18 protein-coding genes are annotated in these 24782 nt (G+C 50.2%); 5 read left to right on the forward strand and 13 right to left on the reverse strand.

Annotation, left to right across the window (positions count from 1 at the left end; genetic code table 11):
- Nucleotides 1-55 precede the first annotated feature (55 nt).
- The 10 genes from eno to DHAF_RS23560 all read right to left on the reverse strand — a co-directional run bounded on the left by eno (nucleotide 56) and on the right by DHAF_RS23560 (nucleotide 13034).
- Nucleotides 56-1333, reverse strand: a complete 1278-nt coding sequence (gene eno / locus DHAF_RS23515; RefSeq protein ID WP_015945414.1) for a phosphopyruvate hydratase — start codon at nucleotides 1331-1333, stop codon at nucleotides 56-58.
- 23 nt (nucleotides 1334-1356) lie between these two features.
- Entirely contained in the window at nucleotides 1357-2892 is a 1536-nt protein-coding gene (gpmI, locus tag DHAF_RS23520) for a 2,3-bisphosphoglycerate-independent phosphoglycerate mutase (protein WP_015945415.1), read from the reverse strand.
- The gene (gene tpiA / locus DHAF_RS23525) at nucleotides 2889-3656 is read right to left on the reverse strand and encodes a triose-phosphate isomerase (RefSeq protein WP_015945416.1); all 768 of its coding nucleotides are present in this window, start codon (nucleotides 3654-3656) and stop codon (nucleotides 2889-2891) included. Before tpiA ends, gpmI begins: the two co-directional genes overlap by 4 nt.
- 30 nt (nucleotides 3657-3686) lie before the next feature.
- The gene (locus DHAF_RS23530) at nucleotides 3687-4874 is read right to left on the reverse strand and encodes a phosphoglycerate kinase (RefSeq protein WP_015945417.1); all 1188 of its coding nucleotides are present in this window, start codon (nucleotides 4872-4874) and stop codon (nucleotides 3687-3689) included.
- A gap of 413 nt (nucleotides 4875-5287) precedes the next feature.
- The gene (rpoN, locus tag DHAF_RS23535; protein ID WP_015945418.1) at nucleotides 5288-6691 is read right to left on the reverse strand and encodes an RNA polymerase factor sigma-54; all 1404 of its coding nucleotides are present in this window, start codon (nucleotides 6689-6691) and stop codon (nucleotides 5288-5290) included.
- A 2-nt stretch (nucleotides 6692-6693) separates the two neighbouring features.
- Complete coding sequence (gene whiA, locus DHAF_RS23540; protein ID WP_015945419.1) at nucleotides 6694-7647, reverse strand: DNA-binding protein WhiA; 954 nt, start codon at nucleotides 7645-7647, stop codon at nucleotides 6694-6696.
- Nucleotides 7648-7693: 46 nt separating this feature from the next.
- On the reverse strand, nucleotides 7694-9067 hold the full coding sequence (locus DHAF_RS23545) for a gluconeogenesis factor YvcK family protein (RefSeq protein WP_011462178.1): 1374 nt from the start codon (nucleotides 9065-9067) through the stop codon (nucleotides 7694-7696).
- Nucleotides 9064-9957 carry an RNase adapter RapZ gene (gene rapZ, locus DHAF_RS23550; protein ID WP_011462179.1) on the reverse strand — a complete coding sequence of 298 codons (894 nt, stop codon included), beginning with the start codon at nucleotides 9955-9957 and terminating at the stop codon, nucleotides 9064-9066. Before rapZ ends, DHAF_RS23545 begins: the two co-directional genes overlap by 4 nt.
- A 36-nt stretch (nucleotides 9958-9993) precedes the next feature.
- Complete coding sequence (locus tag DHAF_RS23555) at nucleotides 9994-11181, reverse strand: type 2 periplasmic-binding domain-containing protein (protein WP_015945420.1); 1188 nt, start codon at nucleotides 11179-11181, stop codon at nucleotides 9994-9996.
- Between the two features lie 107 nt (nucleotides 11182-11288).
- Nucleotides 11289-13034, reverse strand: a complete 1746-nt coding sequence (locus DHAF_RS23560; protein ID WP_015945421.1) for a B12-binding domain-containing radical SAM protein — start codon at nucleotides 13032-13034, stop codon at nucleotides 11289-11291.
- Nucleotides 13035-13208: 174 nt separating this feature from the next.
- On the opposite strand from DHAF_RS23560, the gene DHAF_RS23565 reads away from it, so the two are divergent.
- A complete protein-coding gene (locus DHAF_RS23565) occupies nucleotides 13209-14510 on the forward strand; it encodes a glycosyl hydrolase family 18 protein (protein WP_015945422.1) in 1302 nt (433 codons plus the stop codon).
- Nucleotides 14511-14665: 155 nt separating this feature from the next.
- On the opposite strand, the gene DHAF_RS23570 is transcribed toward DHAF_RS23565, so the two are convergent.
- Nucleotides 14666-15739, reverse strand: coding sequence for a polysaccharide deacetylase family protein (locus tag DHAF_RS23570; protein WP_015945423.1), 1074 nt, complete (start codon nucleotides 15737-15739; stop codon nucleotides 14666-14668).
- 325 nt (nucleotides 15740-16064) lie between these two features.
- Between DHAF_RS23570 and DHAF_RS23575 the strand changes: the two genes are divergently transcribed.
- A complete protein-coding gene (locus tag DHAF_RS23575; protein WP_015945424.1) occupies nucleotides 16065-17987 on the forward strand; it encodes a cell wall-binding repeat-containing protein in 1923 nt (640 codons plus the stop codon).
- 110 nt (nucleotides 17988-18097) lie between these two features.
- Here DHAF_RS23575 and DHAF_RS23580 read toward each other — a convergent pair whose 3' ends face one another.
- Nucleotides 18098-18910: a Cof-type HAD-IIB family hydrolase gene (locus tag DHAF_RS23580; RefSeq protein WP_015945426.1), complete on the reverse strand. Its 813-nt coding sequence runs from the start codon at nucleotides 18908-18910 to the stop codon at nucleotides 18098-18100.
- Nucleotides 18911-19172: 262 nt separating this feature from the next.
- Here DHAF_RS23580 and DHAF_RS23585 point away from each other — a divergent pair, with 262 nt between their 5' ends.
- Genes DHAF_RS23585 through DHAF_RS23595 form a run of 3 tightly spaced genes read left to right on the forward strand, consistent with a single transcriptional unit; the run spans nucleotide 19173 to nucleotide 21230 of the window.
- Nucleotides 19173-19541, forward strand: a complete 369-nt coding sequence (locus DHAF_RS23585; RefSeq protein ID WP_015945427.1) for a GntR family transcriptional regulator — start codon at nucleotides 19173-19175, stop codon at nucleotides 19539-19541.
- A 26-nt stretch (nucleotides 19542-19567) separates the two neighbouring features.
- A complete protein-coding gene (locus DHAF_RS23590) occupies nucleotides 19568-20440 on the forward strand; it encodes an ATP-binding cassette domain-containing protein (RefSeq protein ID WP_015945428.1) in 873 nt (290 codons plus the stop codon).
- 1 nt (nucleotide 20441) lies between these two features.
- The gene (locus DHAF_RS23595) at nucleotides 20442-21230 is read left to right on the forward strand and encodes a hypothetical protein (RefSeq protein WP_005815608.1); all 789 of its coding nucleotides are present in this window, start codon (nucleotides 20442-20444) and stop codon (nucleotides 21228-21230) included.
- Nucleotides 21231-21575: 345 nt separating this feature from the next.
- Here DHAF_RS23595 and uvrA read toward each other — a convergent pair whose 3' ends face one another.
- Entirely contained in the window at nucleotides 21576-24398 is a 2823-nt protein-coding gene (gene uvrA / locus DHAF_RS23600; protein ID WP_015945429.1) for an excinuclease ABC subunit UvrA, read from the reverse strand.
- Between the last annotated feature and the right edge of the window lie 384 nt (nucleotides 24399-24782).

Raw genomic sequence — 24782 nt, forward strand, 5'->3', positions numbered from 1 at the left:
CATAAAAATTTGACAAATGGCAATAGTCTATACCCTAGCTGTCAATATATGGCCTTTAACGGCCCAGAGCCTCATGGCCCGGGTAAACTCCGGTTTCCCCCAGCTCTTCCTCGATGCGGAGAAGCTCGTTATATTTTGCTACCCGTTCTGTCCGGGCGGGAGCTCCTGTTTTAATCTGTCCCGCATTCACAGCGACAGCTACATGAGCCATGGTCACATCCTCGGTCTCCCCGGAACGATGGGAGATGACCGTTGTGTAACCGGCACGTTTGGCCATCTCAATGGCATCCAGCGTTTCGGTTAGGGTTCCGATCTGATTGAGTTTAATTAAAATCGAATTGGCGCATTTTTCTTTGATGCCCCTGGCCAAGCGGGCGGGATTGGTGACAAACAGATCATCCCCGACCAGCTGAATCTTGCTTCCCAGTTTCTCGGTAAGCTTTTTCCATCCTTCCCAGTCTTCTTCGGACAAACCATCCTCGATGGAAACGATGGGGTACTTTTCAACCAGCTCTTCGTAGTAGGCAATCATTTCATCCGCCGTCTTGGTCAGGCCTTCTCCTTCAAGATGATACTTGCCATCACGATAAAGCTCCGTAGCCGCTACATCCAAGGCCAGAGCGATATCTTTGCCAGGTGTGTAGCCGGCACGCTGGATAGCGTCCATAATAGCCAGGAGGGCATCGGCATTGGATTCCAGGCTGGGAGCAAACCCGCCCTCATCCCCAATGGCAGTAGCCAGTGACTTTTCCTTAAGAACAGCTTTCAGACTATGATACACTTCGGTTCCCATTTGCAGAGCTTCGGCAAAGCTCTTGGCACCGACAGGCATGATCATAAACTCTTGAATATCCACATTATTATCGGCATGCTGACCACCGTTGAGGATGTTCATCATGGGGACGGGGAGTTCTTTGGCATTAACCCCGCCCAAGTATTGATAAAGAGGAAGCCCGACGCATTCCGCAGCCGCTTTGGCATTCGCCAGAGAAACCCCCAGAATAGCATTGGCTCCCAGCTTGCCCTTGTTTTCAGTGCCATCCAGAGCAATCAGCTCCCGATCGATAGCCGGCTGGTCAAAGGGGTTTAATCCTTCCAATTCCGGAGCAATCACCTCATTGACATTCGCTACGGCTTGAAGAACGCCTTTACCCAGAAAACGGCCTTTATCCCCATCTCTCAGTTCAACGGCCTCAAAAGCACCTGTGGAAGCACCGGAAGGAACAGCCGCCCGGCCCATGGAACCGTCCTCCAAAAGAACTTCCACCTCAACGGTAGGATTGCCGCGGGAATCCAAAATCTCCCGTCCATAAATCTCTTCGATATAACTCATAGGGTTTACCTCCTAAATAGTATTCAACAAATCAAGGACTTTCCAGTCATCTCCTGGGGCTGCGGAATCTCCAGCAGCCGGAGCATGGTCGGCGCCACATCCCGCAGGGCCCCGCCTTCCCGCAGGGTTTTACCCTTAAGCTGATCATTAACCAGGATCAAGGGCACCGGATTGGTGGTATGGGCCGTTAAGGGCTGGCCGGTTTGCAGGTCCACTTTTGCTTCCGCATTGCCATGATCGGCGGTTATAATGACGGTTCCCTGGCGCTCTAAAACCTGGGGAACGATTTGCCCGATACACTGATCCACCGCTGCGATGGCTTTGACCGTAGCCTCAAACTCTCCTGTATGACCCACCATATCCGCGTTGGCAAAGTTCAGAATGATCACCTCATCCTCTTCTCTTTCCAGACGCTTTAAGAGCTCCTCGGTAATTCCATAAGCACTCATTTCCGGCAACAGATTATAGGTAGGGACTTGAGGAGAAGGAATAAGACAGCGGGTTTCCCCAGGACAAGGCTCCTCTACTCCACCATTAAAAAAGAAGGTGACATGGGCGTATTTTTCTGTCTCAGCGATGCGCAGCTGCTTTTTCTGATGTTTGGCCAGAACCTCCCCCAAGGTATTGTCTAAGTTCTGAGCCGGAAAAGCCACGGCCGCCCCTTTCAGCTTATCGTCATATTCGGTCATACACACATAATGGAGTTGCAAAGGTCTTCCCCGGTCAAAGCCGGTAAATTCTTCATCCAAGAGAGCATAAGAGATCTCCCGGGCCCGATCGGAGCGGAAATTGAAGAAAATAAAACTGTCACCGTCCCGAAGGGGTCCCACAGCCTCCCCTGCCGAGTCGACAATGACTGTAGGTGCCACAAACTCATCCGTGACCCTGACATCATAGGATTGTTCAATGGCTGCCAAAGAATTAGGCGCTTTCAGACCTTCCCCATTCACTAAAGCCCGGTAACCCTTTTCCACCCGTTCCCAACGTTTATCCCGATCCATCATATAATAACGGCCGCTGACGGTGGCCACCTGGCCAAGGCCTAATTCCCGGCATTTGCTATTAAGTTGGGTCATGAACCCTTTGGCACTTTGGGGCAGCACATCCCGGCCGTCCAACAAGGCATGGATGAATACCTTTTTAACCCCCATGGTTTTGGCCATAGCCAGGAGGGCGAAAAGATGTTCACTATGGGAGTGAACCCCTCCATCGGAGAGCAGCCCCATCAGATGCAGAGCATTGGGCCCATCCTTGACCCGTTCCATGGCTTCCTGCAAAACCGTATTCCGGGCAAACTCACCGGTCCTTATGGCTTGGGAAATCCGGGTGAATTCCTGATAGACCACCCGGCCTGCCCCAATATTCAAATGCCCCACTTCCGAGTTCCCCATTTGGCCTGGGGGCAATCCCACTTCCTCCCCGGAAGCAACGATCAGGGTATGGGGATACTCCTCAAGCAGTCTGTCGAAATGGGGCTTGGGGGCCTTAGCCACAGCATTGCCTGCGCTCTGGGGATTATAACCCCATCCGTCCAGAATCATCAAGAGCAGAGGCTTCATAGAACAGCCACCGCATTCTGAACCAATTGGGCAAATCCTTCGGCTTCCAGGCTGGCCCCGCCCACCAGAGCGCCGTCCACATCCGGCTGACTCATGAGCTCACCAATATTGTCCGCCTTAACACTGCCGCCATAGAGGATATTGACCTCATCGGCAACCACACCGGCAATTCCGGCTAAAGTAGAGCGAATCATGGCGCACATCTCCTGGGCATCTTCACTGGAGGCTGTCTTACCCGTGCCGATAGCCCAAATAGGTTCGTAGGCAATGACCACCCGTTTCAAATCATCTGGGGCAAGATCCGTCAGATCCTTTTCCACCTGGCCGCGCACGATTGCAAAGGCCTTGCCTTCTTCCCGGTTGGCTAAGTTTTCACCCACACAGAGAATGGGGGTGAGCCCTGCCTTAAGGGCCGCCTTCACCTTTTTGGCAATCTCCTCATCCGTTTCACGGAGAATTTCCCGGCGCTCCGAATGTCCGAGGATGACATAGGTGCAGGCAACATCCACCAGCATCGCCGCAGAGATCTCTCCCGTATAAGCCCCATCGGGGGCATAAAACATATCCTGAGCCCCAATATGAATGACGCTCTCCTCCAGCTCATTCTTGAGAACATTTAAGGCTGTAAAGGGCGCACACACGACAACATCGATTGCAGTGACTTCGCCAAGCACTCCTAAGAGCTTTACCGCATATTCCTGAGTCTCCCGGAGACTTTTATTCATCTTCCAATTTCCAGCGATAATAGGATGTCGTTTGGCCATGAAATGAGCTCCTTTCAAGATGGGATAAGTTTAGATGTTTTGTAGTGCCGCTATACCGGGCAGGGTCTTGCCTTCCAGGAGCTTCAGGGAAGCCCCCCCTCCTGTGGAGATATGGCTCATTTGCTCCCCTACACCCATTTTTTCTACGGCGGCCACGGAATCTCCACCGCCGACAATGGTCAGACCCGGACATAAGGCCACAGCCTGAGCAACTTTCTCCGTCCCCTTGGCAAATTGTTCCATTTCAAAGACACCCATGGGGCCGTTCCAGACGATAGTCCGGGCCTTTTGTATTCTTGCACTGAACAGTCCGGCACTTTCCGGTCCGATATCCAAAGCCATTTCGTCCTCGGCGATCTCCCGGACAGGGGTGACCCGATAGGGGGCATCGGCTTTAAATTCTTTGGCCGCAACCACATCCTGGGGCAAAAGAATGTCCACCTGGAGTTCCCGCCCTTGCTCAAGAATCTCCTGAGCCAGGGATAATTTATCTCCTTCCACCAGGGACTTACCCAGAGAATAGCCCTGGGCTTTCAGGAAGGTATTGGCCATGCCGCCGCCAATGATCAAAGCGTCCACTTTATGGAGCAGGTTCTCAATGACCCCGATTTTGTCACTGACCTTGGCTCCGCCAATGATGGCCACAAAAGGCCGCTCCGGATTCTCCAGAGCCTTGCCCATACTTTCAATTTCCTTTTGGAGGAGAAAGCCGGCCACCCCGGGAAGATGATGAGCGATTCCTTCTGTGGAAGCATGAGCCCGGTGGGCTGTACCGAAAGCATCGTTAACATACACTTCAGCTAAGCGGGCTAATTGCTTGACAAACTCCGGTTCATTCTTTTCTTCCTCGGCATGATAACGGACATTTTCTAGAAGAAGGACTTCACCTTCCTGCAGCTGAGCTGCTGCTTTCTCTACCTCCGGACCGATACAATCGGTCGCCATGGCCACCGGTCGCTTGAGCAATTCACCAAGACGTTTGGCCACCGGAGCCAGGGAATAGTTCGGATCCGGTTTTCCCTTGGGACGTCCCAAATGGGAAGCGAGGATAATTTTAGCCCCTTCGTCAATCAGATAGTGAATGGTAGGCAGAGCCGCCCGAATCCTCGTGTCGTTGGTAATATTGCCATGGTCATCCATAGGTACGTTAAAATCAACCCGCACAAAAACACGTTTTCCTTGTACCGCAATGTCTTTAAGCCCTTTCTTATTCATCATTAAGTATTTTCTCCTTTCCTCTTTCGCTTAATCGTTTTTAAACTATATCTTTTCTTTAAACTTGCTATTTATGTCTATATGTATGCCAACAGCAATTTCATATCAATTCAACCTGTCTAAGTTTAGCACTTTCTATCATCTTAGTATACCGCTCCAAGGAAAATTCTACTCTTAAGACCAAGCCCATCATAACCTGGGCAATATTAAAGAAAACCCGGCTTCGCCGTGCCTTAAACCCATGCTCTCAAATGAGGCGAAGTCGTTGGTTGCACTTATGCTTAGAAAGTATACAGCGCAAGCTTATACTTTCTGGCAGTGTAACAAAAGAGTTACTGTTATTATTCAGCACCCTTTTCTAAAATTCCTTCCTTATCCCTGCCCATCCGCACCAATCTGCGGCTGCTCGCCAGCGGCTAATAGCGTTTCCGCAGCGCCGTGGACGGAATCCCCAGTTCATCCCGGTATTTTGCCACAGTTCGTCGTGAAATCTCCATATTCTTTTCTTTAAGAATCTCGGAAAGCTTTTGATCGGAATACGGACTCTTGGGATCCTCGGCGGCAATGATCTCTTTCAGGGCTTGTTTAATTCCTTCCGTGGCCATGCCCTGTTCACTGCCCAGCCCCGTAGCAAAAAAGAACTTAAACTCAAAAATCCCCCGGGGGGTTTGGATATATTTATTAGCCGTAGCCCGGCTGACCGTGGACTCGTGGACCCCGATCTCTTCCGCAATGTCTTTGAGATTGAGGGGTTTTAAACAGCGGATGCCCCGCCGCAAAAACTCTTCCTGGCGTCTGATAATAGCATCCGCAACCTTATAAAGAGTGAGCCGTCTTTGCTCGATACTGCGAATCAGCCAGGCTGCCGCATTGAGTTTCTGCTCGACAAATTTGCGAATCTCTGATTCATTATTCTGACTTAAGGCTTTGCGGTAGACCTGATTAATTCCCAAACGGGGTACGGTCACATCATTGACCAGGATAATATATTCGCCCTCAACCTCTTCAACCACAACGTCGGGAACGATATAGCGCACCTCGCCGGTCCCGGCAAAGCTCCGGCCGGGTTTAGGATCCAGGGTGCGGATTAAATCGGCCATATCCTGAACCTGACTGGGGGTAATTTTGAGCTGGGCGGCGATCCTCTGCAAACGACCGGCAGCTAAATCCTCCAGATACTTAAGAAATTCAGGCAGCTCCGGAGGGTAGTCTGCCAGCAGGGGAAGCTGCAGCAACAGACATTCTTCCAAGCTTCTTGCCCCCACCCCCAAAGGGTCCAGCCCTTGAATCACCGCTAAGCCTTTTTCCACTTCCTCAAGGGGAAGCTGGAGCTGCTTCCCTATTTCCTCTAAAGAAAGGGTTAAATAGCCGTTATCGTCCAAATTGCCGACAATATATTCAAGCAGCTTCTGGGACATGGGAACCTTTTGAATATGAATCTGTTCCAGCAAATGCTCCTGAAGGGAAGGACCTGCCGCTAAAAAAGGCTCAAAGCGGGTGCTTTGCCCGGCGTCCGGGTCATACTCCTTGCTGATGCGTTCTTCCTGATGTTGAAAATACTCTTCCCAGTTCATATCCCAGGGCCCTTCCTCCGCCCCCTCGTTCTTCTCTTGAGCCGGGGAATCTTCCTGGGTATGATCCGCGCTTTTGTCGGCGGAATCGTCAATCACATCGAGAAGAGGGTTTTCCAGCATCTGCTGCTCCACATAACCGGAGAGTTCTAAAGCGGATAACTGTAAAACGGCAATCGCTTGACGCAACTCCGGCGTCATGATCAACTTCTGTGTCTGCTCCAGGTTCAAGCCATATCCTATGCGCACATTTATCCTCCTTTCCTGACTCGTTTACTCTGTTCCTCCAGCTTTTCGGCAAGCTCATCGATCTTGCGCATCCGGTGATTGACTCCCGATTTGCCTACCTTGGGGACCAGCATCTCCCCTAACTCTTTCAAACTGGCATCAGGATATTCCAGCCGCAGCTCGGCAATTTCCCGCAGCGGCTCCGGCAAGGCCTGCAAACCGATGGTATTGGCTACCCTTTGGATATTCTCCACTTGCCGCACTGCCGCGTCCACCGTCTTATTAAGGTTAGCCGTTTCACAGTTGACCAGGCGGTTGACCTGATTGCGCATGTCCTTGAGCACACGGACATTCTCGAATTCCAACAGCGCCCGGTGGGCGCCGATAAAGCCCAGAAATTCAACGATATGCTCACTCTCTTTAATATAGACCACATGCCAGTTTTTACGCATGCTGACCTTGGCCCCCAAATGAAATTTATTAAGCAGCTTGCTTAAGGCCTCAGCATGGAGAGGATCATTGGTGATAATCTCCAGATGGTACGTTCCCTCGGGATTATTGATGGAGCCTCCGGCCAAAAAGGCCCCGCGCAGGTAGGCTATTCTATCGCATTTCTTTTTCACCAAAACGTTAGGAATACCCGGTAATATCTCCCCCTCTTCATCCAGAAGCCCCAGCTGCTGAAGATCCTCTAAGGTCCGGGGATAGATTTTTACCATGTAGGAGTTATTCTTTTTTAAGCGCAGTTTCCTCCGCACCATAATATCCACCGGCAATCCCAGCAGGTTTTTGGCCAAACGATACACTTTACGCGCCACCGGGGCACTTTCCGTGATCACATTCAAAGCATAGGAATGGTTGGCAATCTGCAATGTCCCATCCATCCGCACTAAGGCAGCCAATTCGGCCAGATTGCAGCATCGCTTCCCTTCCTCGATCCGAGCCAGCTCATCTTTGGTTTCAGCACTAAAGGACATTTTTTCACTTCCTTTACCAGTACTTCACAGCCCCAGGGTCAAAGCACTAGGACTCTTCTCTCAGCTTCTGGTTCAGCAAATATGAATCCACTAAAGCAATCCGCTCTCCCATGGGTTTTAAACTAAAAAGCAAGCGAATCAGGAGCCGCGCCAGACGGTCCGAGTGGTGGCGCAGGGTATCCCCTTCCTGCAGAAGGTCCGCTTCCACATACTTAGCTCCCAGCCACTCCACACTATCCCTGTTCCCTTGTACCGGATAGGAGCCTTCCTCCTCATAGCGCTTCAGCAGCTCTTCGGGTATCCCTTGTTTATTGGCCACCACCACATCCACAAACCCGGCGCCGCAGTGATCCATAAGGGATTGGAGATGGTCCGAGACCTGGAATTGGTCCGTCTCCCCCGGTTCAGTCATGATATTGCAGACATAAATACAGGGAGCATCCACTTCCTGAATCTTTTCCTTGAGTTCCTTCACCAGCAGATTAGGGAGGACGCTGGTATAAAGGCTGCCCGGCCCTAAAACAATCAGATCCGCTTCTTCCAGGGCTCTTAACGCTTCCGGAACCGGCTGGCAATCCTCCGGCTCCAGATAGACCCGTTTAATCCGCCCTTGAGTATCTCTGACCTGAGTTTCCCCCTTGACGATGGTCCCGTCGGCCAGCTCCGCCGTTAAAACCACCTGCTCCATGGTCGAGGGATAGACACTGCCCCGCAGGGCAAACACCTCACCCACATGCTCGATGCCTTTTTTAAAGTCCCCAAAGGTATCCGCCATCCCCGCTAAAACCAGATTTCCCAGACTATGCCCTTTCAAGGTACCCGTATCAAAGCGGTAGGAGAATAATTTCTCCATAATATTCTCCGTATCCGATAAGGCCACCAGGCAATTGCGGATATCACCCGGCGGAAGAATTCCCATTTCACTGCGCAGCTTGCCTGAGCTCCCGCCATCATCGGCTACGGTGACAATGGCTGTGAGATTGCGGGTATAATTCTTCAAACCCCGCAGCAAAGTTGATAAGCCCGTCCCGCCGCCAATGACCACGATTTTCGGACCCCGCCGCAAATGCTGCCGTGAATACATAACATCCACAATCCGGGCTTCTTCATCAGGCAAGAGCACCGAAATAATGGAATGAAGCATCCTTTTAAAACCAATCACCATCGCCCCCGCTCCCAAAGCGCTGATGAACAGACCCATGGGAACAGCCGTACGGGGCGCACTGCCCGTCAGGCGGTAAATTCCTTCCCGGAATTGCAGTTCCAGGTAGCCCAGAGCGATGCCATCATTCATCACGGAAAAACCTGCGGCAAAGATGAACACGCCGAGCACCGCCAGTAAAAACCAGCGTTTAACACCTAAGTTAGGGTAAAGCCATTTCAGGGATCTGGGGAGTGATTTGATCAATTTAACTTTCATTTTGATTTATCACCCTTCCGATTGCGGGCAGCGTCCCGGTGTTTAACACTCATCATATAACTGCGCTCCTGAAGAAAAAGCCCAATCCGTTCCGCAATAGCCACCGAACGGTGCTGTCCCCCTGTACAGCCTACTCCAATGACCAGATGCCGCTTGCCCTCCTTCACATAATAAGGAAGGATGAACTCCAGAAGGCCCAGATACTTATCCACAAACTCCTGGGCTACCGGGTTGCTGAAGATATAATCCTGCACCTGAGGGTGCTCTCCGGTAAGAGGCCGCAGCTCAGCAACATAGAAGGGATTGGGAAGAAAGCGCACATCGATCAGTAAATCCACATCCAAAGGAATGGCATATTTAAAACCAAAGGAGACTACGGAGACAGCTAAATGTCCTGAAGCCTGTTCATTTCCGAAACTCTCAGCCACCTGATGGCGCAGCTGCTGGGAAGACAGATTGGAGGTATCCATAATCTTGTGGGCTACCCCCCGGAGCTCCGTCAGCATTTGCCGCTCCATTTGAATCCCTTCCAGAATTCCGCCGCTGGGAGACAGGGGATGCCGGCGCCGGGATTCCTTATAGCGCCCCACCAGCACTTCATCCGAGGCTTCCAGGAAGAGTATCTCATAATGAAATCCCTCCCTGTGCAAATCCCCCAAGGCTTCCGCCAGTGAGGAGAAAAATTCCCCGCCCCGCAAATCGCAGACGATGGCCGCACGAGTCACCTTGCCTTGGGACTGAGTACAGAGCTCCGCAAATTTCAAAATTAAGGATGGGGGCAGATTATCCACACAAAAATATCCCTGATCCTCAAGACTTTGCAGCGCCTGAGTCTTACCCGCTCCCGAAAGTCCCGTAATCACCAGCAATCGTACCTGCTTTGACAGCATAACCACTCCCCCTTCTCTACACTGCATACCCTGAAGCTATTTTGCTTCAAGGGCTTTTACCGCCTCCGTCTGAGCCTCGGCCAACGCTTCCTCCGGCACAACCCCGCTCCAGGCCTTCTGCCAGGCCTTGTCCTGGATAGGAATCAGTTTTCCTTCCAAGGCATTTCCCGGTAAGGACCAGACTTGAGCCAGACCCAGCCCCACTTGGCGGAGAATTCCCGTCTGAGCTTCTTCGCGGCTATAGAATGAACTGCTGGCAGGAAAACGCTTGCCCGCCTTGGCAATCGCCCCTTGGGAATCGGCGGAGAGCAGCTCATCTTCCACTAAGCGGATCAGCGGACTTAAACTCTCGGAAGTTTTGATGGACGAATTGGCGATACCCAGGGTTCTCGTCGTTAAAATTCCCCCCTGCCCGGCAGTCAATTGCGTTAAAGGCACACTTGCCCAGGGTATATCTGCGCTTAATCCTTGAGCCTGGCTGGCATTGGCGATGGTATAAGCAGCCTGAGCATTAAGGAACAGATTCCAGGCATTAGGGTCGACCAGCAAAAGATTTCCTTCCCGCCAAGCCAAAAGCTGCTGGAGAAAAATCAGATTGGCCGGATCCTGAAGGACAGGCTGGCCATTGCCGGTTAATTTCCCTCCTTGAGCCGACCACCAGGGAGTCAAATTCCTGGTGTCAAGAGCAGTTAAGGCCAGCACTCCCTTGGCTGTATGGAAATCCGCCAGAGTAGCAGGCAATTGGGCCAAATCCGTCCGATAGAAAAACAGAGGAACATCCGTGGCTAAGGGCTGGGCATAAAGCTTTTCCCCATATTTAAATTGAGATGTTAAACCAATAAAGGAGTCGGCGTTGCCCAGGACAGGAGACAGTGCTCCCTGTTGGAAGAGCTCCGTCAAGGCCTGAGCGGTGGTTAAGAACAGCTCAGGCCCCTCCCCGCCGGCTTGAGCAAGATAAGCAAGCTGGGCTATTTCCCCTTCTGCTATATATTCCAAATGAATAAGCACTTCGGGGTGACTGTCCATAATTCTTTGGACCTCTTTGCCCAAGGCCTCTCCTTCTACCCCGGCAAGGGAATGCCAAAGCTCGATCACCGCCGGAGCAGCACCCCCAGGCAACCCTTGCCGGGGATCCTCCCCGCAGCCCGCCAGCAGAAGGATAACTATCAAAAACCCGCTTATTAGCATTCTATGACGGAGTTGTTTAACTAAACCCTTAACCATGGCATTCTCCTTATACTTCTCTAAATACTTTGTCTCAATAACTCTTTATTTAGAATCCAACACTATGCTGAACTCCAACATTATGCTGAAATCTAACATTATGAAATCTAATACACTTCATTGAAAAACTCTCCCGGGACGGGATAGGTTTGAGTCCGCCCCTTGTTGTAAAAAAACAGCAGCCAGCGGGGCTGCGGCTCCTGGAAATACTCTACAGCCGTCGCCCGGCTCCATTGCCGGCGGTCCATCCCGGGAAACTCCGGTATGATTTGCTCCCAGCCCCGATGCTGCTGAAGGGAAAATTTCATCTCCCCATAGTTGGGCGGCAGGGCACCCTCGGTTGGAAGCAGATAGTCCGGAACACCATTGGGCCGTTCCCACAGATAATAATCCAATCTCAACCGTTCTCTTAGGGCTGCCGTCAGCTCACAACCCCAGGGGGTTTTCTGAGCGGCAACAAAATCCCAGAGTTTTTCAAAAAGCGCTTTAGCCGACCAGCTCTGCCTGAACCATCCCTGCCCGTGCCAAAACTCAGCAAACTCATGATAAAAGTCAAAGGGAGTGGGATAGTTCCCGACAGCCCCAGCCAAAGAATGACTGAAGCGGCCCGAGTTATAATAGCGATCCAGAAGTTCCTCCAGCCGGTGAAGCCGGAGCAGCTCGTCATGGCTTAAATCATCGGTCTGCAAAATGGTGTACGGAGGATCCGGAGCAAAGACCAGCCCATATTCCCCCCTTTGCTCACGCAGTCCCGACCCCTTAAGCACTTTCAAAAAGCCTAACTGAAGCATATCCGGTTGAACGTCATAGACCTCATTAAAGGATCTGCGGAAACTCTCCCAGCCTTCTTTAGGCAGACCGGCGATGAGATCCAGATGCAGATGGGCTTTATTCAACCTTTGCATCTCCCGGATATACTTTGCCCAGCGCTCAAAATGCTGAGGGCGGTGAATCGCGGCCAGAGTCTCCGGATGGGTGGACTGCACCCCAATCTCAAACTGAACCAGGTCCTGAGGATAATCCTGCAAATAAAGAAGCCACTCCTCATCCAACAGCTCCCCCGCCATCTCGCAATGGACCCGGATACCTGCCTCCGGCGGGTAATGGGCCGCTTCTTCCCGGGCAATATCCAAAATCCTCAAGGCATGCTCTTTATTCACATTAAACGTGCGATCCACTAATTTAATGGTCCGCGCTCCATAGCGCAACGTTTGACGCATAATCTGGCGGAAACGTTCCGGGGAAAGATACCTGACCCCTTGAAAGGTGGAGGAAAGACAGTATTGGCAGTTAAAAGGGCAGCCCCGGGTTGTCTCCACATAGGCCAAGCGCCCTTTAAGCTCTTCTTCATGGTTATAGGGATTAGGCAGTTCAGCCATGGCCAGCTGCCGGCGGGGCGGGTTGAGGATGATCTCCCGGGAAGAAGCCCGCCAGGCCAGCCCCTGTACTTGAGAGAGGCTGGCGCCTGATTCCCAGGCCCGCAGGAGTTCCAGGAAGGTGATTTCACCTTCCCCCAGAACCACTCCATCAATTTCAGGATTCTCTCTTAAAAAGGCTTCCCCTTCAAAAGAAACCTCCGGACCCCCTACCACAATCCGGGTATGGGGAGAGACAGGCCTCAGCCGACGAATGACGGCCAGGGTCTCCTTCAAGTTCCATATATAACATGAAAAGCCAATGACATCTGCCTTGGCTTCATATAATTCTGCTTCAATCCGCTCCATGGACTCATTAATAGTAAATTCCCGCAGGTCAACATCGGGGAATTCACCTTGGACACTGGCACGTAAGTAGCGTATAGCTAGATTGGTATGCACATACTTGGCATTCAAAGCGACCAACACAATTCGCAAAAAGGATCGACTCCCTTCCTCTCTAGTATAGCCTTATCCTGGTTTTATTGCAATTCCTATGCCAACTCTCCCCATATATAAAATTTTTAAAAGCAATTAACAATTTTATACATTCACCCTTTCCCCAAGCCTCTGAATATACTGTCATAGAGCGCTGTATTCAGAGGTGATAAGATGAGAATGTTACGCAGAGGGTCCCGCGGCAACGATGTCGCCGAAGTCCAGGTCCGCTTAAGTGAGCTGGGATACATCCCCGGACCCATTGATGGGATCTTTGGCCCTAAGACGGAGGCGGCTGTCATCCGCTTTCAGAAGGACCGGGGACTGAACCCCGACGGTATTGTCGGCCCCCTTACTTATCAGGCCCTCTTTCAGCCCGGGCCACAACCAGGCTACGTCCTCTATACCATCAAAGCCGGAGATACCTTCTACAAGCTTTCCCTGGCCTTCGGAGTATCCCTCAATGAAATTATCGCCGCCAACCCCGGTGTCGATCCCTACCAATTGCGCATCGGCCAGCAGGTCAGGATACCTAAAGGAGGACCGGGAAGACGACATACTTTTTCGGCCTGGATTCCTTATTGGGTACAGCAGGAGGCCATGGCCGTCGTTCGCCAGCATGCCGAACTCATGACAACCCTTTCTCCCTTCTGGTATGAACTCACCCCTACAGGCGATTTGCTCCTTTATCCCAATGCCGAAGACTCCTCCCTCATTGAATTCGCACGTTCCCGGGGCATCGAGCTGATCCCTCTGGTCGCCAATAATTACGATCGGCAATTGATCTCCACCGTATTGAACAACCCTGACCTCCGTCAACGCAATATCGCTCAAATCGTCAATAAGGTTCGTTCCATGAATTATACCGGAATCGAGATTGATTATGAGAATATTGCCGCCGCCGACCGGGAGCTCTTTGTCCTTTTCCTGAGAGAGCTTAAAGCTGCACTGGCGCCGTATAACAAAAAACTCTACGTCGCTATCCAAGCGAAAACCCGTGCCGATGAGCCCGTCAGTATCGGCCACGATTATGGGGGGATCGGCGCTGCGGTGGATGTTGTCCGCCTCATGCTCTATGATTACAGCTGGGATAATCCCGGACCCATTGCCCCAGCCAGCTGGATTCGCCAGGTTCTGGATTATGCAGTGACCGTCATCCCCCCCGCCAAACTGGAAGCCGGCTTGCCCACCTATGGTTATGATTGGGGAACCACCCGGAGAAGCATTACCTATGACGACGCCATTCGTCTGGCTCAGCAGCATGGAGCCCAAATTATCCAGGATCCCCAAAGAGGCCCCCACTTCAACTATACTGACGCCGACGGCATAGCTCACCAGGTCTGGTTTACCAATGCCCTGAACTTCGCTACTTTCGTGGACATCGTCAATCAGTACAACCTCCGGGGCATATCCATCTGGCATCCCGGCGGCGACGATCCCCAGATCTACACCGTGATCCAGGACCGGCTGGAGTAAGTGAATCAAGGGGACAGGTCCCGTTTTTCAACAGTTTCCTCAGCACCGGCAGAAGATAAAAAATCCTTTTTTTCAATAACGATACAGACGAAAACAGGGCTGTGCCAAACCATCATCAGGTTTTGCACAGCCCTTTCCTAAGTTTATCCTCAATCTTAACTGTAAAATCCCCCCGGGAAAAGAATGGGGGCAACTTCAGGGGACAGCACCCCAAATTCATAACCCTGCTCCTTAAGAAAACGAATAATCTTCGGCAAGGCATCCACTGTCGTCCATTTGCCTGGAGCGTCATGCATTAAAAGAATGATCCGGTCCCGGCCGGGGGCTTGTTCCTTGACATTCTTGATCAGGGTCTCCGCCGGCACCAGAGGAGCTGAGGCATCCCCTGTGCTTACATTCCAGTCATAAACCAGATAATCCTGGGCATCCACCGCATTGTAGTAGCTGATATGGAAATTGCCATGGGTTCCCCCCGGAGTACGGATCACCTTGGGGCGCACACCAATAAGTTTGTAAATTAACTCCTCATTCTTTTTCAGGTTGGCTACAAAGGCTTCCGGGCTTTGATAAATCTCACTGTAATTATGAGAATAGGTATGATTGCCAATAGCGTTGCCTTGTTCATAAGCCTTTTTGAGCAGCTCCGGGTATCTCTCGACCTGGGTGCCAATCACAAAGAAAGTAGCGTTAACCTCTTCCTGCTTGAGTATATCCAAGATATGGACTGTATTTTCCGATGGTCCATCATCTATGGTTAAGTAGACAATTTTCGGCGGCTCTTCTTTAAACACACGATGCTTCATGGCTAAACCCGGAGCCGTAGGAGGTGTGCCGGACAACTCATAAAAAGTACGCACCGGAGTCCCTGGCGGGGCCGGTTCCGGCGATGCAGTCACCGGACTCTCTTGGGTGTTTTGGGAAGGAGGGATTTCTGTAAAAACTGGATTATCGTTCCCTTCTTCATTGGTGTCGGAGCCTTCATTCCCCTCTTGTATAGGATTATCTTCTTCATGAGCAGGTTTCTCCGCTGTGACATCCTCCCCCTGGGAGCCTTCCGGCGGAGATTCACCTTGCCCCCCCGCCCCTTGCCTATCCTCTTGATCCATATTAGAGCCTTTGACTGTTTTAAAGGATTCTAAGGAGAGCGAACTGCACCCGATTAACGTAAGGGTTCCGATAACGAGCACTATCAGTCCTAATCTTCTCCATTTGCTGCTGTCTTTTTTCACGATTATACGCCTCTTTTCTACTGCCTGTCTCCCCTGTACGTCAAGATTTCTTATATATACAAGAATCCTTTACATTAATAGACGTATAATGCATATCTTTTGTTCCGCGAAAATGGGAGTTAATAAAAAATTAATATTTTCCAATGTTAAAGTGTACCTTCTCTTTCTCAAGCATGATGATAGGCGGCTCAGGGAAGTTCAGCCCTGCCAACAATTATCAAACAATCATCAGCCCTGGTACCCAGCCTCCTTTGATCGGTTGAATTAAAAACCTGAGATGCTATACTATTAATTGTAAAATTATAGAAAAGCGAGGCGAATAAACATGTTTGAGAAAAGAATGACAAGTGCTGTCTTGACATTAATCATGCTCTTTGCTTTGATCTTTCCCGGACAGACCTTGGCAAGCACAACGCCCACAGTGAATCGGCTGGCCGGCCAGGACAGATATGAAACGGCAGCAGCCATTGCCAGGCAATGGTCACATTCGGACTATGCGATTCTGGTGTCCGGTGAAAACTATCCGGATGCTCTTGCCAGTGCACCCCTGGCTCAAAAACATAAGGCACCGATCCTATTAACTGCTTCAGATAGTTTGCCGGCTTCCACGAAACAGGCTTTAGCCGATTTAGAGGTGAACCAGGTCATCATCATTGGCGGAACCGGAGTTATTGCACCTTCTATTGAAGCAGAACTGCAAGCCATGGGGATCTCCACAACCCGGCTGGCCGGTCAGAACCGGTATGAGACCGCTCTGAAGATTGCCGGCCAAGTTCAAAACTCACCGACCCAATTGTTCGTTTGCACCGGCGATGATTTTGCGGATGCTCTTTCTGTGGCACCCATTGCGGCCATCGAACAGATTCCGATTATTTTAGTTTCCGGCGACTCTTTAGCAAACTCTGTCCAAGAATACCTTGATTTAAATTCAGCTCATATCACCAAAACCTTTGTCATTGGCTATTCAGATGTTATCAGTGATCAGGTCGCCGGTCAATTTCCTCATGTCGAGCGCATCGTCGGGGCCGATAAATATGCCCGAAATATTGCCGTCAATGAACAATTCAATCACCTGTTTAGTACCGAGGCCCTTTGCATCGCCAGTGGCGAGGGATTTGCCGACGCTCTTGCCGGCTCCGCACTGGCAGCCCAAAAATCCCAGCCGATTCTTCTCGTCAATAACGCCACTCCTGATACCACAAAAAAGTATTACCAGCAGCGGTCGACAAGTTTAGATCATATCATTGTGTTTGGTGGAACAGGGATCGTTGCAGATAAGGTCATGCAGGATTTAAAGCCCTCCGCTGATTTTGCTGATTTACCCGTGGGAATCAGACTGGATAAAAGCAACATCGCCCTAACCATAGGGCAAAGCGAATCTCTGACAGCTATACTGGATAGGCCCGCAGGTTCAGTTGAAGAAAGCAGCAATGAGCTTGTTTGGTTGTCCAGCAACCCCACTGTGGCAACAGTAAATCAGGGAAAAGTTGTGGGGATAAATAACGGATCGGCCTCTATTACGGTAAAGACAAAGGACGGCAACCAAGCTTCCTGCCTTGTTACTGTAAATAGCTTAGCCGGAAAACATAGGACGATGAATATAAGCAACTATACAAAAGCCGGTGCTGATACTGCTACGTTTAGATATCAACTGCTTGATGAGGCGGGTAAAGATATTACTGCAGCAATTCCCACCTCTCAACTATCTGCGGTTGCCTCCCTAGGTTCTTCCATTTCTTTAGATCCCAGCAAAGGGATAGGGACCGTAACCTTTAACTCTGCTGCAGATACGGATAAACCCATTATCATTACACTCGTTGACTTAACAAGCGGGGCAGTGGTCCGTCTTGATTCAGCTGCCGGCATAGATTCTTCCAGTTTCACTTATCCAATCGGTATTCCTAAACCTGAATTGCCCCTCACAAATCCCATCCAGTACACCAATAAAATCGTTGAAATCACAATCACTTCAACCATACTGTCTATCGACAGGAGAGAAGATGGAGATGTGGGTTATGCCGTCTATGTTGTGAAAGATCAGAATGGCTATGATATTACCCACCTTCCTCTTGCCAATAATCTAAAGGTGACAAGTGATATAGGTACTGCTTCCACGGCTACAGATCGCGTACTAAAGGTGAAATTCCCTCCAAACGTGGATCCCTCATCTCTTACCGGCATCACAGTAACGATTACCGACCCCCAGAGCGGAGTAACAACAACGGCGACTTTAGAACCCAGTCCTTAATTTCGTTAGATATCACCTTAACCACTTCACCGACTTCACCCTGGATTTTGCCAAAGAGAGTCTTGCAAAGACCCTCTTTGGCATTTTTCTGTCCTTTTTCATGTCCAGGCTCATCGATGCTTAAGCAGCACATACTCCTCAATAGCCTTGGCGACCCCATCCTCTTCGTTGGAAGCAGTCACCACATCGGCCGCATCCTTTACCTCTGGCAGAGCATTACCCATAGCCACTCCGAGGCCTGCACACCGGATCATTTCCAGATCATTGAGGCTGTCGCCAATCGCCATAACCTCTTCCGGCTTGATGCCCAGCCCTTGGGCAAAGGTCAACAAAGTGTTCCCTTTGTTAACCTCCGGATGACCCATCTCCAGAAAATAAGACTTGGAAGAGGTCAAATGAAGCCTGCCCGGCAATCTTTGGCCTAATTTTTGCCGCCAATCTGCCAGCTCTTCCGGAGGACCAAAGACGATGATCTTCTCCACGCCTTCTTTTTCGTCTTCCAGGATTGTTATAAGGTCAGCCTCTTCCACGGTAACTTTGGTTTTTTGCCCATAGGACCGGGACCATTCATTCATTTTCTGAACAAAAACCCTATCCTTGCGGTACATATGAAGATGAGCCCCTTCTCCCAGCAGGAAGCCGACCACTTCCCGGGCTAAGGCCACCGGGATGACCTTGCGGTACAGAATCTCCCGGCTGATCGCTTCCTGAATCATGGCACCATTATAAGTAATAATCGGAACATCCAAACCCAACTGCTCAGCATAGGGCCTGGCTGAAACGGGCATCCTTCCAGTGGCAAAGGTCACATAAACACCTTGTCCCCTGGCCTGCCGAATGGCTTCAACAACCCGCTCCGACAGGGTTAAATCATCCCTTAATAAAGTATCATCCAAATCTGTGGCTACCAATTTAATCTTCAAGTGACTTCAACTCCTTGATTCTTTAATTCGACATGCCGAAGGTGGAATCCTTGAAAATTCCCCCATTTCCTCTTGACGCCAGGCATTTTTTGTATTATGGTTATATACACAAGTATATAACCATAATACTAGATGCTTTACCACTGAACTCTCCGCGTTTGCCTTCCCGCCTCTATAGGCGGTGGGTGTCCAGAGTGGCTAAGAAGTTTCATTCAAACGGCGTTAAACACTTATTGTATTCTATGAAGGGGGGTGTTACTCCTTGAGTCAACCATTGGATAATAGCAAACCCATCTACATGCAAATCCGGGAATTGATTGAAGATCAAATTGTTAACAATCAGCTTAAGGAGGGAGAGCAAGCTCCTTCCACCAATCAACTGGTCAATTTCTATAAGATCAACCATGTAACGGTAGCCAAGGGGGTTAATCAATTGATTGACGAGGGTATTTTGTTTAAGAAAAGAGGCTTAGGCATGTTTGTCACAGAGGGAGCCCGGGCCCGGCTTCTGGAAAAGCGTAAGGACGCCTTTATTAATGAGTATCTCGTAGGCTTACTCCAGGAAGCTGGTAAACTGGGAATATCCACGGAAGAAATCATTGAACTCATCCACAAGATGAAACGGGATTAATTACTGCGATGAAAGGACGTGATTCTATGAATATTCAAGTTGAGGTTCAGAATGTATCTCTTCAGTATAAGAACTTTCCTGCTTTAAAAAACATTTCTTTTACCTTGGCAGAGAGTAAAATTTACGGCCTCATCGGTCGCAATGGTGCCGGAAAAACTTCTTTGCTTTCCCTGCTGGCCTCCTTCCGGGAGCCTACCTCAGGAAAAATTCTCATCAATGGGGAAGAGCCCTTTGAAAACCCCTTGGTGATGGAGCAAGTCTGCTTTATCTACGAGAAAGACTATAAAGACGAATCGGAAGATGTCTCTACTTTATTGGAAACAGCAGAGCGCTATCGCTCCCACTACGATAAGGACTACGCCCATAAGCTTATGCAACGTTTCAAGCTGCCGATGAATAAACCACTGAAAAGCCTCTCCAGGGGAATGCAATCCGTCTTTAACGTAGTTACAGGCTTGGCCAGCCGCTGCCCCATTACCATTCTGGATGAGGCTTATCTGGGCATGGATGCACCCACCAGGGAAATTTTTTATCAGGAACTGCTGGCAGATCAGGAGAACCATCCTCGTATTTTTATCCTCTCCACTCACTTGGTCTCGGAAATGGATTACCTTTTTGATAAAGTGCTGATCCTGGATCGGGGAAGTCTCATCCTTCAGGAAAATTATGAAGACTTCATCTCCCGGGGTTCTTCCCTTACCGGTCCTGCCGAAGTGGTGGATGAATTCGTGCACAGCCTCCAGAAGCTTAACGAACAAAAACTTGGCAACACCAAATCAGTCATGATCTACGATACCCTTAGCGAGGGACAGCAGCGCGCCGCTCAGGCCAAAGGATTGCAGATTGGGCCTGTTTCACTTCAGGAGCTGTTCATACATTTGACCAAGGAGGAGGAATAATATGAACACCAAAAAAGCCGTTTATCCTAAAGTAGCGGTAGATTCATTTATGGCCCAGGGAGTCTGGACCCTCTTCTTTCTCGGCATTATTGTCCTTGTTCAAATCATCCAGCATGTCCTCGCCCTCAATACAGGGAATTCCAACACCAGCTTTTTCGTATCCGCCCATGTTTCTTCACGAATCTATATGCTGGTTATCGGAATTATCGCCGCTTATTCTTTTCTCCCTTATTATGTTCAGAATGGTGTGACCCGCAAAGATTATTTCAAAGGTGCAGCCTTAGGCTCTTTTGCCTTGGCTATCGCTATCACTCTGGTCACTTTGCTGTTGACCGGTTTAGAACATTTGCTTGTTAACGGTTTGAACCTGCCTCTTGTCCTGGAATCCTCTTCCGCCATTGAGCTGGAGGCTGAAGAGGTCTTCATCGCTAACCTTATCCAGACCCTCATCGTTCCTTCTCCTCTGGAAGCCAGCGGCTTTTCCCTGATCGGAATCAGCCTTGCCACCTTAGGAAAATACTTTTACTATGTGGTCGGGTGGATGATCGGTTCAGCCTATTACCGCTATAATGGCTTGGTTGGGCTGGGTACAATCCTGCTGAGCATCCTGCTCGGTATGGTTTATAGTTCTTTTTGGGGAACACCTGTAGGCGTCTTCCTGCCCTTTGGAAGGCTGCTCCTCTCTCTCACTCTTCCTATGGCAGCCTCCTTCCTCGGTTCTGTTCTAGTTATCGGTTTTATCCTCTGCTGCATCCGTCATCTTACTAAGCGTGTCCCTATTAAAGCATAAACCCTGACGCTCAAGCCATGTTACAACCTGTTACTATCGGATTATAATAACCCCATCCCCAGTATAAAAAAACCGCCAAAGGACATCTTCCTAAAATAAGAACCAGAGAATATCTGTCCAATACAAAAAAATTGAACTGCATTTCCCATTGTTATTTGCCAGCAATGGGAGTGCAGTTCAATTCTATCTTATGGCCTATTTATATTAATAACCTATTTGGAGGAATCGTCCGCTAATTTTTCACAGTCATACTCATCGTTATCACTGAACTAACCCTCCCTAAGACCCCCGCCTTTATAGGCGGCGGGTACCCAAGGGCGGCTAAGTCCAGTATGGACTCAATGATCAGCTCAGATATTTTTTGAGGAACTTGCCGGTGTAAGATGTTGGGCAAGCGGCAACTTCTTCCGGGGTTCCTGTAACGACCACCCGGCCTCCGCCGCTGCCCCCTTCCGGACCAAGATCAATGAGATAATCCGCAGTCTTGATCACATCCAGGTTATGCTCAATGACCAGGACGGTATCGCCCCCATCCACAAGGCGGTGCAGCACTTCCAGCAAACGATCCACATCGGCCATATGCAGCCCCGTGGTCGGCTCATCCAAAATATAGATCGTCTTGCCCGTGCTGCGCCGGCTGAGTTCAGTGGCCAGTTTAATCCGCTGAGCCTCACCACCGGACAGGGTAGTCGCCGGCTGACCGAGCCGGATATAACCCAGCCCCACATCCTGCAGGGTTTGCATCTTCCGTAAAATCCGGGGAACAGCCTGGAAAAATTCCACCGCCTCATCCACCGTCATATCCAGGATTTCCGCAATGCTTTTTCCCTTATATTTCACTTCCAGGGTCTCGCGGTTATAGCGGGCTCCCCGGCAAACCTCACAAGGAACATAGACATCCGGGAGGAAGTGCATCTCAATCTTGATGATACCATCCCCTTTACAAGCTTCACAGCGCCCGCCCTTGACATTGAAACTAAAGCGCCCGGTAGCATAACCACGCATTTTAGCCTCGGGAGTATGGGAGAAAAGTTCACGAATATAATCAAATACTCCAGTGTAAGTGGCAGGATTGGAACGGGGCGAGCGGCCGATCGGGGATTGGTCGATATCTATGACCTTATCCAGATGCTCCAAACCTTCAACAGCCTTATGGAGCCCGGCGCGCAGCTTCGTCGCTTTATTAAGCTTGGTGGCCAAGGTCTTATAAACAATCTCATTGACCAAGGTGCTTTTTCCCGAACCCGATACACCTGTGACCACATTAAAAACGCCAAGAGGAATGCGGACATTGATGTTCTTCAGATTATTTTCCCGGGCTCCTTTAACCTCCAGCCACTTGCCGTTGAGCTTTCTTCTTTCAGCAGGAACAGGAATTCTCCGGGTGCCGTTCAAATATTGCCCGGTGATGGATTCAACATTGGCTTTGATCTCCTCAATCTTTCCTTCGGCAATAATCCGCCCGCCATGGGCTCCCGCTCCCGGACCGATATCGATGATATGATCCGCAGTCAGCATGGTATCCTCATCATGCTCAACCACCAGCAAGGTATTGCCTAAATCCCGTAAATGCTTTAAAGCCGTCAGGAGCTTTTCATTATCTCTCTGGTGCAAGCCGATGCTGGGCTCATCCAGAACATAGAGAACTCCCGTCAGACTGGAACCAATCTGAGTGGCCAGCCGAATCCGCTGAGCTTCTCCGCCGGAAAGGGTCCCCGCCGCCCGATGCAGGGTAAGATAATCCAGCCCTACATTGACTAAGAAGCCCAGGCGTTCCCGAACCTCCTTGAGAATTTGCCGGGCGATAGTCTGCTCTTTTTCACTAAGCTGCAATTGGGTGATAAACTCCAACGCTTCTGTAATCGGCAAGCGGGTATAATCATCGATGGATAGCTCCCCTACAGTCACCGCTAAAGCCTCCGGCTTGAGGCGCTTTCCTTTGCAGGAAGGGCAATCATGCTCGCTCATAAAGCTTTCGATTTCAGTTCGGACATAATCGGAAGTGGATTCCTTGTAGCGCCGCTCAAAAAAGGGAATAAGCCCCTCAAAAGGTCCTGAATGAATTTTCGGCTTCTCGTCAAAGAAACTCATAAACGTGTATTTTATGGGCTTTGCAATGCCGTACAGCAGGCCCTTCCATTGCTCTTCAGAGAGTTCTGCCAAGGGAGTATCCATGGTAAAACCGAGGGCTTCACTGACCGCCGCCATCATGGCCGGATAGTAGCTGGATTGGGATTTGGCCCAGGGGACGATGGCTCCTTCGCCGAGACTCAGCTTCTTATTAGGAATGATCAAGTCGATATCCACTTCCAGATTGGCCCCTAAGCCCGTACAATCAGGGCAGGCTCCATAAGGGCTGTTAAAAGAAAAAAGGCGGGGAGAGATCTCTTCAAGGGCTATACCGCAGTCCGGGCAGGCAAAATTTTCACTGAACAGGATTTCCGTATTATCAATAATGTCCACAAGGACATTTCCTTCCCCCAGCTTCAAAGCCGTTTCCAGGGAGTCGGCCAGACGGACCGCACTATCAGGCTTTAAAGCGATACGGTCCACCACAACTTCGATGGAGTGCTTCTTATTTTTTTCTAATTTAATCTCTTCGCTTAAATCCCGATTTTCACCATCCACCCTTACCCGTACATATCCCGCCTTGCGGGCATCTTCAAGCACTTTGACATGCTCACCCTTTTTCCCTTTGACTAAGGGGGCTAAAATTTGCAGCTTGGTGCGTTCCGGGTAGACCATGATCTGATCCACCATTTGCTGTACCGTTTGCTGGCTGATTTCTCTGCCGCATTGGGGACAATGGGGGTGGCCGACCCGGGCATAGAGGAGACGCAGATAATCATAGACTTCCGTCACCGTTCCCACTGTAGAGCGGGGGTTACGGTTGGTCGTTTTTTGGTCAATGGAGATGGCCGGCGACAGGCCTTCGATATAATCCACATCCGGCTTGTCCATTTGCCCAAGAAACATACGGGCATAGGCAGACAGAGATTCTACATAGCGGCGTTGACCTTCAGCGTAAATGGTGTCAAAAGCCAGCGAGGATTTTCCGGAGCCGGATAAGCCGGTGACAACCACCAGCTGGTCTCTGGGGATATCCACATTGATATTTTTCAAGTTATGGGCGCGGGCGCCGCGGACTTTGATAAAGTTCTGGGTCATAGGGGGCCTCCTCGGTAAAGATTAGATTGTTTTATGAAGCTTTTCGGGGCATTACTTTGTAAACGCAGCCTCTCCAGGATTTTGCTTTACTCGTTCACTCCATAAGCTGCGCGGAGCAATCTAATCGCTCAAGACCTCCGCTCCGTCAGGTGCCCGCCCAAATCGCTCCTCGAAAGCACTGCTTTCGCACTTGTTATCAATGGGCGGTTGGAAACGTCCTGTTTCCAACCCGACTCTGCTGCAGTCTTTTCACGAAGATTGCTTACCTGCTCGCTTAAATCCGTTCTCTGCTGTAAATCAAAATCCTTGGGCAGTTTCTGAGGATCCCTTAAGAATAGCTCTGAAGAAAGGGAATACCCCTTGGTTCAAGGACGAAGCTCTCTA

Origin of the sequence: Desulfitobacterium hafniense DCB-2 (assembly GCF_000021925.1) — a bacterium.
Lineage (GTDB): Bacteria > Bacillota > Desulfitobacteriia > Desulfitobacteriales > Desulfitobacteriaceae > Desulfitobacterium > Desulfitobacterium hafniense.